At 37.8% G+C, this 16,231-nt stretch carries 18 protein-coding genes and 1 pseudogene; 13 read left to right on the forward strand and 6 right to left on the reverse strand.

The window, feature by feature from the left end:
• Nucleotides 1–153 precede the first annotated feature (153 nt).
• Entirely contained in the window at nt 154–372 is a 219-nt protein-coding gene (infA, locus tag AB2N10_RS00500; protein ID WP_354624617.1) for a translation initiation factor IF-1, read from the reverse strand.
• A gap of 245 nt (nt 373–617) precedes the next feature.
• Nucleotides 618–1,337, reverse strand: a complete 720-nt coding sequence (locus AB2N10_RS00505; protein WP_354624618.1) for an arginyltransferase — start codon at nt 1,335–1,337, stop codon at nt 618–620.
• A 140-nt stretch (nt 1,338–1,477) separates the two neighbouring features.
• Between AB2N10_RS00505 and AB2N10_RS00510 the strand changes: the two genes are divergently transcribed.
• The 9 genes and pseudogenes from AB2N10_RS00510 (at nt 1,478) to nqrM (ending at nt 9,198) form a co-directional block, all read left to right on the forward strand.
• On the forward strand, nt 1,478–1,789 hold the full coding sequence (locus tag AB2N10_RS00510; RefSeq protein WP_354624619.1) for a BolA/IbaG family iron-sulfur metabolism protein: 312 nt from the start codon (nt 1,478–1,480) through the stop codon (nt 1,787–1,789).
• Nucleotides 1,790–2,084: 295 nt separating this feature from the next.
• Nucleotides 2,085–3,425 (forward strand): Na(+)-translocating NADH-quinone reductase subunit A, encoded by a 1,341-nt coding sequence (locus AB2N10_RS00515; RefSeq protein WP_354624620.1) that lies wholly within the window; start codon nt 2,085–2,087, stop codon nt 3,423–3,425.
• Nucleotides 3,426–3,427: 2 nt separating this feature from the next.
• Nucleotides 3,428–4,636: an NADH:ubiquinone reductase (Na(+)-transporting) subunit B gene (locus tag AB2N10_RS00520; protein ID WP_354624621.1), complete on the forward strand. Its 1,209-nt coding sequence runs from the start codon at nt 3,428–3,430 to the stop codon at nt 4,634–4,636.
• Nucleotides 4,629–5,417: a Na(+)-translocating NADH-quinone reductase subunit C gene (locus tag AB2N10_RS00525; RefSeq protein ID WP_369434162.1), complete on the forward strand. Its 789-nt coding sequence runs from the start codon at nt 4,629–4,631 to the stop codon at nt 5,415–5,417. The genes AB2N10_RS00520 and AB2N10_RS00525 overlap by 8 nt, the downstream gene beginning before the upstream one ends.
• Nucleotides 5,410–6,042: an NADH:ubiquinone reductase (Na(+)-transporting) subunit D gene (locus AB2N10_RS00530; protein ID WP_354624622.1), complete on the forward strand. Its 633-nt coding sequence runs from the start codon at nt 5,410–5,412 to the stop codon at nt 6,040–6,042. Before AB2N10_RS00525 ends, AB2N10_RS00530 begins: the two co-directional genes overlap by 8 nt.
• A gap of 5 nt (nt 6,043–6,047) precedes the next feature.
• Complete coding sequence (gene nqrE / locus AB2N10_RS00535; protein WP_354624623.1) at nt 6,048–6,656, forward strand: NADH:ubiquinone reductase (Na(+)-transporting) subunit E; 609 nt, start codon at nt 6,048–6,050, stop codon at nt 6,654–6,656.
• 61 nt (nt 6,657–6,717) lie between these two features.
• Nucleotides 6,718–7,937: pseudogene (gene nqrF, locus AB2N10_RS00540) on the forward strand (NADH:ubiquinone reductase (Na(+)-transporting) subunit F).
• 5 nt (nt 7,938–7,942) lie between these two features.
• A complete protein-coding gene (locus AB2N10_RS00545; RefSeq protein ID WP_354624625.1) occupies nt 7,943–8,977 on the forward strand; it encodes an FAD:protein FMN transferase in 1,035 nt (344 codons plus the stop codon).
• Nucleotides 8,974–9,198, forward strand: coding sequence for a (Na+)-NQR maturation NqrM (nqrM, locus tag AB2N10_RS00550; protein ID WP_369434163.1), 225 nt, complete (start codon nt 8,974–8,976; stop codon nt 9,196–9,198). The genes AB2N10_RS00545 and nqrM overlap by 4 nt, the downstream gene beginning before the upstream one ends.
• Nucleotides 9,199–9,222: 24 nt before the next feature.
• Here the strand turns inward: nqrM and AB2N10_RS00555 are convergent, their stop codons facing one another.
• Nucleotides 9,223–9,678: a YaiI/YqxD family protein gene (locus AB2N10_RS00555; protein ID WP_354624627.1), complete on the reverse strand. Its 456-nt coding sequence runs from the start codon at nt 9,676–9,678 to the stop codon at nt 9,223–9,225.
• A gap of 369 nt (nt 9,679–10,047) precedes the next feature.
• On the opposite strand from AB2N10_RS00555, the gene AB2N10_RS00560 reads away from it, so the two are divergent.
• From AB2N10_RS00560 to AB2N10_RS00575, 4 genes are all read left to right on the forward strand, one after another.
• Entirely contained in the window at nt 10,048–10,254 is a 207-nt protein-coding gene (locus AB2N10_RS00560) for a cold-shock protein (RefSeq protein WP_019613006.1), read from the forward strand.
• 156 nt (nt 10,255–10,410) lie between these two features.
• A complete protein-coding gene (dcd, locus tag AB2N10_RS00565) occupies nt 10,411–10,995 on the forward strand; it encodes a dCTP deaminase (protein WP_369434164.1) in 585 nt (194 codons plus the stop codon).
• Between the two features lie 344 nt (nt 10,996–11,339).
• Nucleotides 11,340–12,569: a cystathionine gamma-synthase family protein gene (locus AB2N10_RS00570; RefSeq protein ID WP_354624628.1), complete on the forward strand. Its 1,230-nt coding sequence runs from the start codon at nt 11,340–11,342 to the stop codon at nt 12,567–12,569.
• 8 nt (nt 12,570–12,577) lie between these two features.
• Nucleotides 12,578–12,940 carry a hypothetical protein gene (locus AB2N10_RS00575; RefSeq protein ID WP_354624629.1) on the forward strand — a complete coding sequence of 121 codons (363 nt, stop codon included), beginning with the start codon at nt 12,578–12,580 and terminating at the stop codon, nt 12,938–12,940.
• 81 nt (nt 12,941–13,021) lie between these two features.
• Here AB2N10_RS00575 and AB2N10_RS00580 read toward each other — a convergent pair whose 3' ends face one another.
• From AB2N10_RS00580 to AB2N10_RS00590, 3 genes are all read right to left on the reverse strand, one after another.
• A complete protein-coding gene (locus tag AB2N10_RS00580; RefSeq protein WP_354624630.1) occupies nt 13,022–13,366 on the reverse strand; it encodes an RNA-binding protein in 345 nt (114 codons plus the stop codon).
• A gap of 380 nt (nt 13,367–13,746) precedes the next feature.
• A complete protein-coding gene (locus AB2N10_RS00585; protein WP_354624631.1) occupies nt 13,747–14,553 on the reverse strand; it encodes a GGDEF domain-containing protein in 807 nt (268 codons plus the stop codon).
• Entirely contained in the window at nt 14,543–15,784 is a 1,242-nt protein-coding gene (locus tag AB2N10_RS00590) for a GGDEF domain-containing protein (protein WP_354624632.1), read from the reverse strand. Before AB2N10_RS00590 ends, AB2N10_RS00585 begins: the two co-directional genes overlap by 11 nt.
• Nucleotides 15,785–16,231 lie beyond the last annotated feature (447 nt).

Below are 16,231 nucleotides of genomic sequence, written 5' to 3' on the forward strand. Positions count from 1 at the left end.
GATGTTCATTGAACCTCGGTTTTTTTATATCTGGAGGATTACGCTTCTTTAGTGGATAGACTTCAGATAAAAAAATGCCCGTCGGCTTTTAACTGATGGGCATATATTACTCAGTGATTGTACTAAGTGTGGTTTATTCTGGGGCTTTAACGATTAACGCGCGCGGAATACGATACGGCCTTTTGATAGGTCATAGGGTGTAAGTTGCACGGTTACTTTATCGCCAGTAAGGATGCGGATGTAGTTTTTACGCATTTTACCTGAGATATGCGCAGTGACCAGGTGGCCATTTTCTAATTCAACGCGAAACATTGTGTTAGGCAACGTATCTAAGATTGTGCCTTGCATTTCAATACTATCTTCTTTTGCCATTGGCGATGGATCCTTTGTATTTTATATATACTCAACTATATGGAGTAAGCTTATCATTTCAATCGGCGCATAATGCCAGAATTATCCATTTGGGTAAAGGATTGTTGATTATTTATTGAGCCATATTGTAGTAAATAAGGTAACTAATCGCTGTTGCTGATAAGTAAATTGCTACTATGCCTGTATTTATAGCTATTTATGCGATCAACAATTTGCAATTCACTCGCTAAGAAATAATTAAAAGTTCATAGGAAAGATAACCATTGCCCATTTATAAAGCGCTGGTGGGGGGTAAATTGCGTTTTATAATTCATCTTTCGGCAATCTTTTATGTAATAGCCTAAATAGAGCCAATCAATATTTTCTTTTTTTGCCAACTTTAATTGTGTGAGTAGCGCAAACTTACCCAGTGAATAGTGGCTGTATGTGGGATCATAAAAACAGTAGAAGGCACTCCATGCGGTGCCCGAAGCCTCAGTAACGATATCGGTAATAGCGACACAGATAAGTCTGTTTTGGTCGTATATTTCAAGAAAAAAACAGTTATTCCAAGATGAATGAATGAATTCATTAAATTGCTGCTGAGTAGCGGGAAACATGACACCATCACTATGTCTCTGATTAATGTAATTTTCATATAAATCATAATAGCAAGCTTTGACTTGTTGGCTTTGTATTATGGTGAAGGCTTTATTTTTATTAGAGAGTCGTTTTTGGCTTCGAGATGGGGCAAAATGACGAATTGGAATGCGAATCGATTGGCAAGCCGAACATTGCTGGCAATGTGGGCGGTAAACTGCATCACCACTACGTCGAAACCCCTGAGCTAATAATAAAGGATAAAAGCGTTTCGCATTATTTTCCGGATCGATGAGCATGAGGAGTTGCTCTTCCTGTTGATCAAGGTAAGAGCAAGGAAATGCTTTGCTGAGACCGATATTTAAAGATGTTTTTTGATCAGACACATGAAACCTAGGTATATTGTATTATTGAAAAATAAACGATTATTCATTGTTAGCCTATCATCGTTCGGCTATCTGAGTTAGCGACGGATCAAGGAGCTTGAGTAAGATGAGTATATTAACCTTTTACAGGAATGTTCAAGATGAAAATAGAAGAAATAATAGAACGTAAAATAAAAAATAATATGCAAGTTGTTTTTTTACAAATTGATAATGAAAGTTATCGTCATTCGGTTCCAAAGGATTCCGAGACCCATTTTAAAGTTGTATTGGTGAGTACTGACTTTGCAAACATGCGCTTACTCGAACGTCATCGTCTAATTAATGACTTACTAAAAGAAGAGTTAGCAGGGCCAGTACATGCCTTGGCATTGCATACTTATACACCTGAGCAATGGCAGCTAAGGGAGCAGCAACTACCTCAATCCAGTCAGTGTTTAGGTGGTAGTAAATAACGTCATTACAAATGGTTAACGCGCTTTTTCATTTGCAGCGAAAATGAATTGTGGGTAAAAATGTCAATGTCTGATTATTTTGTAAATGAATATTACACGAAAATTTGAACTAAAATCACTAAGATGGCACTTTTCCGATATCAATTCATCCTCTTGTAATGCTATTATTCGTTAGAAAATTTGAGTTTACTTGTTGCTGAATTGTTACAGTGTATAAATATATTAGCAGGCAAGTAATTGTTGTTATGCCGCAAGGCTTCTAACTTTTATCCCCGTAAACATAGTGCAAGAGAATATGATTACTATAAAAAAAGGACTGGACCTCCCCATCTTAGGAGCGCCAGAGCAAGTTATTCATGATGGCCCGACCATCTCTGAAGTGGCTGTACTGGGTGAAGAATATGTTGGCATGCGCCCGTCTATGGCAATTAAAGCTGGAGACACAGTAAAAAAAGGTCAACTTCTTTTTAGTGATAAAAAGAATGTTGGCGTTAAGTTTACCGCTCCTGCATCTGGTGTAGTTAAAGAAATTAATCGTGGTGAAAAACGTGTATTGCAATCCGTTGTTATCTCTATTACTGGTGAAGAGAGTCTATCTTTCCCTAAATATGAGAGTGCTCAACTTGCAACTATCGAACGTAGTGCCATTGTAGAGAACTTGGTTGATTCCGGCGCATGGACTGCATTTCGTACACGCCCGTTTAGCAAGGTTCCGCAAATCACCGCTATTCCCTCTTCTATTTTTGTAACCGCAATGGATACTAATCCACTGTCTGCAGATGCGGCATTGATCATTAATGGAAATTCCCAGGGATTTATTGACGGTCTGACGCTATTGTCACAATTGACTAGCGGTACGGTTTTTGTTTGTAAAGGTGAGGCTAGCTTACCTAAATCAACACAAAAAAATGTCCAGGAAGAGCTGTTTACTGGCATGCATCCTGCGGGATTGGCTGGCACCCATATTCATTTTCTTGATCCGGTATCAATCAACAAACAAGTTTGGTCGATTAATTATCAGGATGTGATTGCCTTTGGTAAATTATTTACCAGCGGTGAACTTTATACCCATAAAGTGATCTCTTTGGCTGGCCCAGCAGTAAAAAAACCTCGTTTAATACGGACAATCCTTGGTGCGTCAGTATCTCAATTGACCGAGAATGAGTTGCTTGAAGGCAATAATCGCGTTATATCGGGATCGGTGTTATGCGGTGTTCATGCAACTAAATCGCATGCCTTTTTAGGCCGTTATCATAATCAAATTTCGGTATTGGCTGAAGGTTATGAGAAGGAGTTATTTGGCTGGGGCGTGCCCGGTGCGAATAAATTCTCCGTTGCTAATGTGTTCACCTCTGCACTTAATAAAGCTAAACGTTTTGCTTTTACAACCACAACAGGGGGAAGTGATCGCGCCATGGTGCCGATTGGTCAGTATGAACGTATTATGCCTCTGGATATTCTACCAACCATGTTATTACGTGATCTTATTGTTGGTGATACTGATGGCGCACAGGCTTTAGGGTGTTTAGAGCTAGATGAAGAAGATCTTGCTTTATGTACTTACGTTTGTCCTGGTAAATACGATTACGGCTTAATCTTGCGTGACAACCTAAGCAAAATTGAGAAGGAAGGCTAAGCATGAATCTTAAACATTTATTTGAAAAAATGGAGCCGCATTTTGAGGCGGGAGGGCGCTATGAAAAATGGTACGCACTCTTTGAAGCAACGGCCACTTTTTTCTATACACCCGGATTAGTAACCAAAGGCATTACCCATGTTCGTGATGGGATTGATTTAAAACGAATCATGATTTTTGTTTGGTTAGCGACATTTCCAGCTATGTTTTTTGGTATGTATAATACTGGAGTACAAGCTAACGACGCGATTGTAGCGGGGCTTTCTGCATTTGATGATTGGCGAGTGGCGATTCTTAATGCAATTGGTGTCACGCTTGGATCTGGTGCGGGCGTTATTGATAACTTCTTATTTGGTGCCATGTATTTTGTCCCCATCTATGCCGTTACTTTTATTGTTGGTGGTTTTTGGGAAGTACTTTTTGCCAGTGTACGTAAACATGAAGTTAATGAAGGCTTCTTTGTTTCTTCTGTACTCTTCGCACTTATTGTTCCTGCTACGATTCCACTTTGGCAAGTTGCTTTAGGTATTACCTTTGGTGTTGTTGTTGCTAAAGAGATTTTTGGTGGCACAGGGCGTAATTTTTTAAATCCCGCATTAGCTGGGCGTGCATTTTTGTTCTTTGCTTACCCGACCGATATTTCAGGTGATTCAGTCTGGACAGCTGTGGATGGCTTTTCAGGCGCGACACCACTAAGCCTTGCTTATCAAGGTGGTCTTGATGCAGTCGCGCAGTCGGGATTGTCGTGGATGGATGCTTTCTTGGGGAATATGCAAGGTAGTATCGGTGAGGTTTCTACCTTAGCTATTTTGATCGGCGGTGCATTTATTGTTATTGCCGGTATTGCTTCCTGGCGAATTATTGTGGGTGTCATGGTTGGTATGATTGCTGTCTCGACATTATTTAATATGATAGGTAGCACAACAAATCACATGTTTGAGTTACCTTGGTATTGGCACCTTGTGATGGGCGGTTTTGCTTTTGGTATGGTGTTCATGGCAACGGATCCGGTTTCAGCCTCCTTTACCGATAAGGGAAAATGGGCGTACGGTATTTTAATTGGTGTGATGGTAGTGCTTATTCGCGTGGTTAATCCTGCATTTCCAGAGGGTATGATGCTCGCTATTTTATTTGCTAATCTCTTCGCTCCACTCTTTGACTACTTTGTAGTGCAAGGCAATATCAAACGGAGGTTGTCGCGTAATGTCTAATCAACAAGAAACATTCAGCAGAACCATATTGGTCGTACTAGCTGTTTGCTTAGTTTGCTCAATTATTGTTGCTGGTGCAGCCGTAGGCCTGCGCTCAACGCAACAGGCTAATAAAGAGAAAGATAAGCAAAGCAATATTTTAGCCGTTGCAGGTTTAGAAACGGATAAAAGTATCAAAGAAATATTTGCCACAAATATTAAAACTAAGCTTGTTGATTTAGCAACAGGTGAGTTTGTGGATAATGTTGATGGTGTTTTGCCTAATAATTATGAACAACGCAAAGCGGCTAAAAATCCGAAGGAAAGTATTGCCCTTTCGGAACAAGATAATATTGCTAAAATTGGTCGCCGAGCGAATGTAGCAACGGTTTATCTCGTGTCTAATGATGCCGGTCAATTACAGCGTATTATATTGCCAGTTCATGGCGCAGGTTTATGGTCGACGATGTATGCCTTTGTTGCCATTCAACCTGATGGTAATACAGTTGATGGTATTACTTATTATGAGCAAGGTGAAACACCTGGGCTTGGTGGGGAAGTTGAAAACCCTCGTTGGCGTGCATTGTGGGTTGGTAAGGAACTCTATGATGAACAAGGGCTACCAGCTATTAAAGTTGCTAAAGGTCAAGCTGCTGCCGGTAATAAGCATGAAGTTGATGGCCTATCTGGTGCTACATTAACGAGTGTTGGTGTGCAACATACTTTTACATTCTGGTTGGGTAAACAGGGCTTTGGTCCATTTCTTAGCAAAGTTCGAGAAGGGGAGATGAACAATGGCTAAATCAACGGATATTAAAGCTGTTCTTACGTCGCCAGTCGTTAATAATAACCCGATTGCATTGCAAATATTAGGGGTTTGTTCGGCGTTAGCGGTAACCAGTAAATTAGAAACTGCATTTGTAATGACTTTAGCTGTACTCGTCGTTACGGCTTTTTCTAATTTGTTTATCTCTATGATCCGAAATTATATTCCCAATAGTGTGCGTATTATCGTACAGATGGCAATTATTGCTTCATTGGTTATTGTCGTTGACCAAGTATTAAAAGCCTATGCTTTTTCAATATCTAAACAGTTATCTGTTTATGTTGGTTTGATAATTACTAACTGTATTGTAATGGGGCGAGCAGAAGCCTTTGCCATGAAAAATAGTCCCTTTCCAAGCTTTATGGATGGTATCGGCAACGGTTTAGGTTACGGCTTTATTCTTATGGTTGTTGGTGGTGTTCGTGAATTATTTGGCTCTGGCTCACTATTTGGGATTGAAATTCTACCATTAATTTCCAATGGCGGTTGGTATCAAAGTAATGGTCTATTGCTGCTACCTCCTAGTGCCTTTTTTATTATTGGTGGTTTGATCTGGATTATTCGTACCATTAAACCGGATCAAGTAGAGTCGAAGGAGTAACTTGAATGGAACATTATCTTAGTATTTTTGTACGTTCTATTTTTATAGAGAATATGGCACTCGCCTTCTTTTTAGGGATGTGTACTTTTTTAGCTGTGTCTAAAAAAGTTAAAACCTCTATGGGGTTAGGCGTTGCGGTTATCGTGGTGTTAGGTATTTCAGTGCCCGTTAACCAAGTTATTTATTTTAACCTTTTAGCGCCGGGGGCATTAGCTTGGGCGGGGCTTCCCGATGCTGACCTTAGTTTTCTCGGTTTTATTACCTTTATTGGTGTTATTGCTGCATTGGTACAAATCTTGGAAATGGTGTTAGATAAATATTTTCCAGCACTGTATCAGGCTTTGGGTATTTTCCTTCCCCTTATTACGGTTAACTGTGCCATTTTTGGTGGCGTGGCCTTTATGGTTCAGCGCGAGTACACCCTACTTGAGTCTGCCGTATATGGTATCGGCAGCGGTGTTGGTTGGACGCTAGCTATCGTAGCATTAGCGGGGATCCGTGAAAAAATGAAATATTCAGACGTGCCATCAGGCCTTCGAGGACTGGGTATTACATTTGTAACAGCGGGGTTAATGGCAATTGGTTTTATGTCTTTCTCTGGCATTCAACTTTAGTTAGCTGTTTAAAATTTACGAAATTTGGGAGTTTAGCTCCCTTTAAACAAGGAATGAGTCGATGGAAATATTTCTCGGCGTTGCCATGTTTACCATTATCGTTTTAGCGTTAGTTGTCATTATACTAGCTGCAAAAGCAAGATTGGTAAGTACAGGCGATATAACAATCTCTATTAATGATGATGCATCTAAGAGCATCACAACGCAAGCTGGCAACAAATTACTGGGTGCACTTGCAAATTCTGGTGTATTTGTCTCTTCTGCTTGTGGCGGTGGAGGTACATGTGGTCAGTGTCGCGTGAAAGTTAAATCTGGTGGTGGTGATATTTTGCCAACAGAATTAGATCATATCTCTAAGCGTGAAGCAAAAGAGGGGGAGCGTCTTTCATGTCAGGTCAATGTAAAAGAGAACATGAGCATTGAACTACCAGAGGAGATCTTTGGTGTTAAAAAATGGGAATGTACCGTTATCTCTAATGATAATAAAGCGACTTTTATTAAAGAGTTGAAATTACAAATTCCGGATGGTGAGAGCGTGCCATTTAGAGCTGGTGGTTATATTCAAATTGAAGCGCCTGCACATCATGTTAAATATAGTGATTTTGACATAGAAGAGCAGTACCGTGGTGACTGGGACCATTTTGGATTCTTTAATCTAGAATCAAAAGTAGATGATGAAACTATTCGTGCTTACTCAATGGCTAATTATCCCGATGAAGCGGGTTTAATCATGCTTAACGTGCGTATTGCAACACCTCCACCACATAAATTAAATTTACCTTGCGGTAAAATGTCTTCTTATATTTTTAGCTTAAAACCCGGCGATAAAGTGACAATTTCAGGCCCGTTTGGTGAGTTTTTTGCTAAAGAAAGTGATAGTGAAATGGTGTTCATTGGTGGTGGAGCAGGTATGGCGCCGATGCGTTTCATATCTTTGATCAGTTCCGTCGATTAAAAACCAAGCGTAAAGTGAGCTTCTGGTATGGTGCTCGTTCTAAACGAGAAATGTTCTATGAAGAAGATTTTGATAGTATCGCAGCCGAAAACGATAATTTTGAATGGAATGTTGCCTTAAGTGATCCTCAACCAGAAGATAACTGGGATGGTTATACCGGATTTATTCATAATGTATTGTATGAGCATTATCTGCGTGACCATGAAGCGCCAGAGGATTGCGAGTATTATATGTGTGGTCCACCGGTGATGAATGCCGCTGTCATTGCGATGTTAAAAGAGCTCGGTGTTGAAGATGAAAATATTATGCTTGATGATTTTGGTTGATAGTAATGGTTAAAAGCATAATGTATTGGCTAGCCTTAATAGGGCTAGCCTTTTTTGTTTCTTCCTGCTCGCAAAATAAGCAACAACTGTTGCATATTGAAGGGCAGACGATGGGGACTTATTATCAACTTACCTATGTATTATCTACGGAGCAACAAAAAGACGCTCGTTTAGAGACTGATAAAATACAGGGCGAGATTAATAAGTTACTTGAGCAAGTGAATGAACAAATGTCAACTTATCGACCAGCATCAGAATTGTCACGTTTTAATCAGGCAACTGAATCACTGCTTGTTTCTCCGGCAACGATAAAGGTCGTCACAGCTGCATTACAGTTAAACCATCAGAGTAATGGGGCATTTGATGTAACTGTCGGGCCCTTAGTTAATCTATGGGGCTTTGGTCCAGATAAAAAACCGACCAAAATTCCATCCGATGCAACGATTGCAGAGAAAAAACAGATTGTGGGCAGCCAATATCTCCATGTAGATGGTCAGCGTCTGGTTAAATCAATTCCTCAACTCTATGTTGATTTGTCCTCCATTGCGAAGGGGTATGGTGTTGATGTTGTAAGTGAATACTTGCAACAATTAGGGGTTGATAATTATCTCGTCGATATAGGCGGTGAGCTTAGGGCGAGTGGTTTAAAGCCTAATAATAAAAATTGGACATTAGCGATTGAACGTCCAGTTGCAGGGCGTAATGTACAACGTTTAATTCAGATTGGTACAAATGGGATAGCAACTTCAGGTGATTATCGTAACTATTTTGAATTTGATGGGGTGCGTTATTCACATACGATAGATCCTAAAACAGGGAAACCGATTACGCACAAATTAGCCTCGGTGACTGTTATTGATAAAAGTTGTATGATTGCAGATGGCTTAGCAACAGCGATCACTGTACTCGGCCCTCAAGATGGACTGCGCTTTGCCAAGCAGCATAAAATAGCAGCTTTTTTATTAGTCAAAGAAGGGGATGAATTTGTTGAGTATTTTACCCCAGAGTTTGCGCCATATTTATTAAAGGAAAATGAATGATTTATTTTATTGCTACCTTTATTGTTTTTTTATTGGTCATTGCAGCGATGGCTATTGGTTATATTTTTAAGAAAAAAACAATTAGCGGTAGCTGCGGTGGATTAGCATCCGTCGGGGTAGAGAAAGAGTGCGATTGTCCTGAGCCCTGTGATAATCGCAAAAAAAAGAATCAAGAATTGGCGCGTTTAAATAAACTGAAAAACGATAATAGGATTATTTAAGCGCAGTAAAAAGCAAAAAATAGGTTATTTTTTGCTTTTTTGTTGCTGCAACCATCGATCTAAGGCATTCGCAAAGGCTTGTTTATCTTTATCTGCAAATTTATTTGCTCCGCCAGTGGTTTGCCCAATACTACGTAACTCTTCGGCAATATTACGCATTGCTAAACGTTGGCGAACATTTTCAACACTGTATAGTTCTCCCCTTGGATTTAAAGCCGTAATCCCCTGAGCGACCATTTCTGCTGCTAAAGGTATATCCTGTGTTATCACTAAATCTCCTGATTGGGCGTGTTGGCTAATATAATTATCCGCCACATCAAACCCCTGTGCAACACGTACAGTTTTAACTAAGGGGCGTGTTGCAATTGGTAATGGGCTATTGGCAACGAATATAAGCGCTGTATTAGTGCGTTGACTAGCCCGTAAAGTAATATCCCTAACAGGGACTGGGCAGGCATCTGCATCAATCCAAATTGTCATTTTTTCTCCTTATGAGGTGATTAAAACGCTGTTATCAAACAATAATTGAGCTTTGATCTTTATACTCATGTTATCGCAATATGGTTGGGCAGCGCTAGTTTTTGTATCTCAGCTAACGCTGATTGTAAACAAAAAAAAGTGATTTATTTTGCAAAAAATTCATGTTTTTCGTGGATTTTGATAAATAGCTATTGACAGCTGTGAAGAGATATATATACTCAGATTCAGCTTGTAAGTTCGTTTTATATTTATGTTCGATGTTCCGTATTATGTACCGAATCCTATACTTCATAAGTAATAGTAACACTTCTAGCACACAGCCTTGTTTTTAAAGGTAAAATTACTAATTTATAATAGGATAATATTATTATGTCTACAACTACTGGTACAGTAAAATGGTTCAACGAGTCTAAAGGTTTTGGTTTCATCGAGCAAGAAAACGGTCCTGACGTTTTCGCACATTTCTCTGCAATTGCAAGCACTGGTTTTAAAACTCTTGCTGAAGGCCAAAAAGTACAGTTCACTGTAACTCAAGGTCAAAAAGGTCCTCAAGCAGAAAACATCGTAGCTCTTTAATATTGCTTCGATGAGCTAACTTAGCTCATTCTGATTGAAAAAAAGGTAAGTCATTGACTTGCCTTTTTTTATGCCCGTAAGAAAATAGTTTGCACATCGCTTTATGTGTATAATGCGGTTGATTTTAAGGATTACTTTTCTTACTGGAGAAATAAAATGCGCTTGTGTGATACCCATATCGAAGAATATTTAGATGCAGGGAAGCTAGTTATCACCCCTCGACCACCGCAATCATCAATTTCAGGTGTTAGCGTTGATATCCGCCTAGGCAATGAGTTTCGCGTCTTTAGTGAACATACGACCCCGTTTATAGATCTATCTGGCCCAAAAGAAGAGGTTGCAGCATCGCTTGATCGCGTCATGAGTGATGCCATTGTGATTGACGATGAGCAATCGTTTTTCTTGCATCCTGGTGAATTAGCACTTGCCGTCACCTATGAAGATGTCACTTTACCTGCGGATATTGTTGGTTGGTTAGATGGGCGCTCTTCATTGGCCCGATTAGGCTTGATGGTACATGTTACCGCGCATCGAATTGACCCTGGTTGGTCTGGTAAAATAGTCCTCGAATTCTATAATAGTGGCAAACTTCCATTAGCTTTACGTCCTAAAATGACGATTGGCGCATTAAATTTCGAAACACTCTCAGCACCTGCTGCGCGGCCTTATAATAAACGTAGCAATGCTAAATATAGAGAACAGCAGGGCGCAGTTGCAAGTCGCATCAATCAAGATGGATAGGAATAACTAATACCAATCGGAATAAATAGCTGATCTATTTTACTGGTTAAAATAACTTACTTTTTTGTTGTAAGTTTCGCAAAGGGAACAACCATTTGCGTCAACTTACGCCTCAAATTAAGCTATTTTTCCTGCGCAAAATTTAGATCACATACTTAATCCGATTGGTATAACATTCTATCGCTCGCCTTAGATTAAATGGGTTGTTATTAATTAATCGATTAACAACCCTTTTTTTAGTAAAAACCTAATTCTATTGACGCAATAAACTATTCAATTTCAACTTCTTTATTTAACTCTGTATAATCATTTTATAATTAGCTTAAAACTACCAAGGAATATTAATGTCAGAGCAAGGATTTACAACAAAAATAGTGCATTCAGATCGTTTACTTAATTTGGAATTCGGTGCAGTTCATGCGCCTATCCATAATTCAGTGCCTTACGGTTTTGACGATGTACAAGGTCTGATTAATGTTTTTCAAGGTACTCAAGCAGGACATGCTTACGCACGTTCATCCACGCCAACAATTGATGCTCTCCAGCATAAGATCAAAGAGATGGATAATGGCATATCCTCTTTAGTCTTTTCCTGTGGGATGGCCGCGATTGTAACGACTTTCCTATCTCTTTTAAAAAATGGTGACCATATTATTTGTAGCCGTTTTTTATTTGGTAATACAACGAGTTTAATTGGTACCTTGGAAGGTTACGGGATTGAAGTTAGCTTCGTCGATGCAACGGATATTGAGCAAGTTAAAGCGGCGCAACAGGATAATACACGCCTTATTTTTGTCGAGACTATTGCTAACCCCGCTACACAAATTAGTGCCTTAGATAAAATTGGTGACTTCTGTGAAGAACAGGGGCTTATCTATGTTATTGATAATACGTTAACCTCGAGTTACCTGTTTGATGCGATTAAAGTCAAAGCAAGTATCATTGTGACTTCCCTATCAAAATATGTAGCTGGACATGGTAATGCTTTAGGCGGTTCGGTTACTGACACTGGCTTATTTAACTGGGAAAGTTATCCGAATATTTTTGGCGCTTATCGAACTGGTGACACTAAATTGTGGGGAATAAACCAGATCAAGAAAAAAGGTTTAAGAGATATGGGGGCCTGTATTAGCTCTCAGATAGCACACCTTATCTCTGTTGGTAGTGAGACAATGGAATTACGTATGGAACGTCAATGTGATAATGCTATGGCATTAGCTCTGTATTTGCAGCAACATCCGAAAATTGCCAAAGTTTATTACCCTGGGTTAGATTCTCATCCTCAACATGATACTGCGAAGCGTTTATTTAAAAAATTTGGTGCAATGCTAAGTTTTGACTTAGTCGCTGGTGAAGATTGTTGTGCTTTACTTAATAGATTAAAGGTTGTGATCAGTGCAACTCATCTGGGTGATAATCGCACCCTAGCTTTACCTGTCGCTCCAACGATTTACCATGAAATGGGGCTTGATAATCGTCAAAAAATGGGCATTAGCGAAACGATGGTACGTTGTTCAATCGGTATTGAAAACACAGCAGATCTATTAGCTGATTTTGAACAAGCGCTTGCATAGCTAAGATAATGAAGCTAATTTTTGCATTTTTACTGTTTTTAAGTCTCCTCTCGAATAATGTACATGCTCTTGCAAATGTTGATTTGCAAGAGGATGGTCGGCAATTGGCAAATTATCAGGCTTGTGCGGCGGTTGCTAAGCGTATTAACGATTTAGCTTTACAGCATTACTATGAGGAGATGTTTGAAGATAGTGCTAGTGACATTCGTTACTACCCTCTCAATGAGTCTGAAGTTGTTTACAGAACTTTTTTTAAAAGCGTTAAACTGCTAAAAAAAGTTGCCCCTGCTAGTATGGAAGCTATCTGCCTTAGTCGTTTCGATGCTCTTTCTCGGAAAATGCAAGAGAAAAAATTATACTCATTAGATTAACTATGTGCTTTTAAGGCGTTAAATTGAGCCGCTATTTATATCCCGCTTACGTTTGTGTCACGCTAGCGGGATAGAGCAAATTTAATCGGACTGCTTTGGGGTGCCATAGATATTTAATGCGTTATTAGCATTACTTTTGATGCCATTATTTTCTGAGTGATTAACCTCAGTTTTTAACGTTTCTTTTTTAACTTCTGCTTTTTTCACACGAATAATATTGCCAGCTAATTTATAGCCATTTAGTTTTTGTATGGCAACTTTAGCTTCTCCCGACTTTGGCATTTCAACAAAGGCAAACCCTTTTGATGCCCCCGTTTTATCATCGAGTATTAGGTTACAATATTGAATTGCGCCATATTCGCTAAATAGGGCATAAATTTTTTCTTCATTTGTTGTTTTGGCAAGGTTACGAACAAGTATTTTCATTGGGTACCACTTGATATAAGATATTTTAAGTTTTTATAGTAGCAGATAGTTGTCAATATTTCTGAGCTTGTTACTTTTTTATCGATATTATATTTCAGTCAGATTGGTTGCGTAGCTAACTAATACCATTAATCTGCATAAGTATCTGATTATCTTGTTGATTAAAATAATAGATAACAGCGTTGCATTCAATCGTAATAGCCAGCTATTACAGAATCATGCATATTGCTCTCTATCATTTTTCATCAACAAGCTATTACCATCATATTATGCCAATTGGGATAACCTTTGCGCTGGGTTGAAATGACTATTATCTGAAATAATAATATGTGGATTTGTTTATCCAGCACTGAGGTTAGGTCAATCAAGTGGGGCTATTGTTATGCTTTGTCCTTTAATGATAAAAAGGCGACATTTTCAAGTGTATTTTGAAATAAATCATTGCTTGCATACTGTTGGCTACCAAAGTTAAAGCTGGTTTTGAAAATCAATCCTGTTTTGCTTTTTAAGGTGGCGTTTGCTAACTCTAGTTTAGCATTGGTAATGAAAGAAAAAATATTGTTTACATTTTCATTTTTTATCAAAATAATAAATTGATCATTGCTGTATCTAACAAGATCAAATTCAATCTGCTCATGTTTTAATTTTTTGGTTAAAAATTTTGTAATATAGATAATGACGTTATCGGCAATTAATTGTCCATATTTCTTAGCCAGATAGTTGCAGTCATTCACATCGATTAATACCAGCACGCCATCCTGAAAAAACTTTCCTTCCTTAGTAATAGCATGGTTATATATCCATTTTCGGTTAAAAACTTGTGTTAATGGATCGATATAAATGAGCTCTCTGAGGGAGTTGATTTCTTTTTTCATTGCCAATAGGGATGAGCCAATACTTTTTAGTGACTCGGTATCTTTTTCATCAATGGCTTTTTGTGCATGCTCTGTTACTTCACTTAGCGTATCAATATTATCGATTGTTTTTTTCATATAGTTATTGATACTTTCCCATTCATTTGTAATTACAGTACTAACTTCACTTTCAAATTGAATGCTATTTATATTAACGCTCAAATTCTTGGCATTTTGATCAAATGCTTTAAAGTAAGTTGATGGTAAAATTATCTCATTTTGCAATAGATCACTTACCGTCATATCTGTAATTCTTTTTAAATCATCCTTCACATTTTTCTCCCTTTAATTGCTCTATTGACAAAGGCTTTTGAATGTAATATCCCTGTGAGTAATTAATGCCTAATGATTTGACATATCGTTGTATTTTTATGTTACTAACGTATTCAGCAATGGTTTTAATATTTTGTTTATTACAAAACATAACAATGCTTTTGATTAGGTTCATATAGATATCCTCATCAATTTTTTGTATCAAGCTGCCGTCAATTTTTAGGTAATCAACATTTAATTTCAGGATGTATTCATAATTCGCAAAACCAGTGCCAAAATCGTCAATGGCAATTGTTGCACCATGCTCTTTTACTGTACGGATAAAATCGTTAATGACATCAAAATTTTTAATTCGTTCGCTCTCTAAAATTTCAAGATTAAGATAGTTTCCTATGTTGTGCTGCTGAATTTGAGTCGTTATAAGGTTGCTGATTAAAGGATTAATGATATCTGTATATTCTAAATTAATACTGCAATGAATTTTATATTTCACTATTATGTCAAAAACTTTCTTGATCATAATTATCATCAGGGGCGTATAGAGGCGATAGGTCTTTGCTTTTTCCAAAAACACACCCGGTGAGAGCATATTCCCCTGCTCATCAAAAAGTCTCATAAGAGCTTCGTATTTTACAATTTCATCGGTTGTATTGCAGAGCATGGCTTGAAAGTAGGGGGCTACAGTTTCGTTTTCAATATTGTATTTGATTAATTCGACGAGGCTGTTATTAGAAGTTTCATTTTTGTATAAATCTGCATCAAAAAACATAAACATTTCAAAATTAAGTTTCGCGCCACTTAATGCTTTTTCTGCAAAGATAAATAAATCATTGCAGTGGCTTTTTGAACAACCAATAGTCGTGTTGAGGTTGATTTTTAAATTGGGTTTGGATATATCAAAGGAATAAGAGAGAAGCGCTGTATTGATTATATCTTTTATAGTAAGTATTAGATTATCATGTAAATTTTCATAGATAATAAGTGCAAATACATCGGAGTGGTGCCTAGTGACTCTACTTGTGATTTTTTTGCCATAGGCTTTATTGATTACTTCACTTATCTCTTTTTTTAAAAGAGACTTAATAAATTCCTTAAATTGTTTTAAGACAGCATTACCATTACCAAAACCATAGGAAGCATTAATATCTTTCATGTGTAGAATATCAATTAAAAAAAGCGTTTTGATATCCTTTGTTTTTTTTAATTTGATACATAAATCATCAGGGAACAAAATATTACTATCCTTTTTAATACTTCAATCCATTTATTTTAATTATTATTTAAGGGGGGCTAAAGGAGTAATATGTCCTTTTTTCAGCTAAATAACGTTAAAATAGTTCATTATTTTTTTATTATTTGAACTTTGAGCATCATCGCAATCCTGCTTCATTAAAAATAGGCAGAGAGTCATTTTATTCCGGTAGCTTATTTTTATCTAATTGCAAGAATAAAGACTCTTTTTCATTTAAGCAAGTATTCATAATGACTTGACCAGAGTCATTTTCTATTTTAATGACATTACGCATAGAAATTGTTGTCGCTGCTTGCTAGTTATAAATAGATCTAGTGCGGCTGTTATTGGCGCATAATCGCTTTCTATGATTTTTTATATTCCACGACAGGCGAGGGGTATTTACTGGCCAATTATGAAATATATACCGATGCTGCTTCAAGGTGC

The organism is Psychromonas sp. MME1 (assembly GCF_041080865.1).
Lineage (GTDB): Bacteria > Pseudomonadota > Gammaproteobacteria > Enterobacterales > Psychromonadaceae > Psychromonas.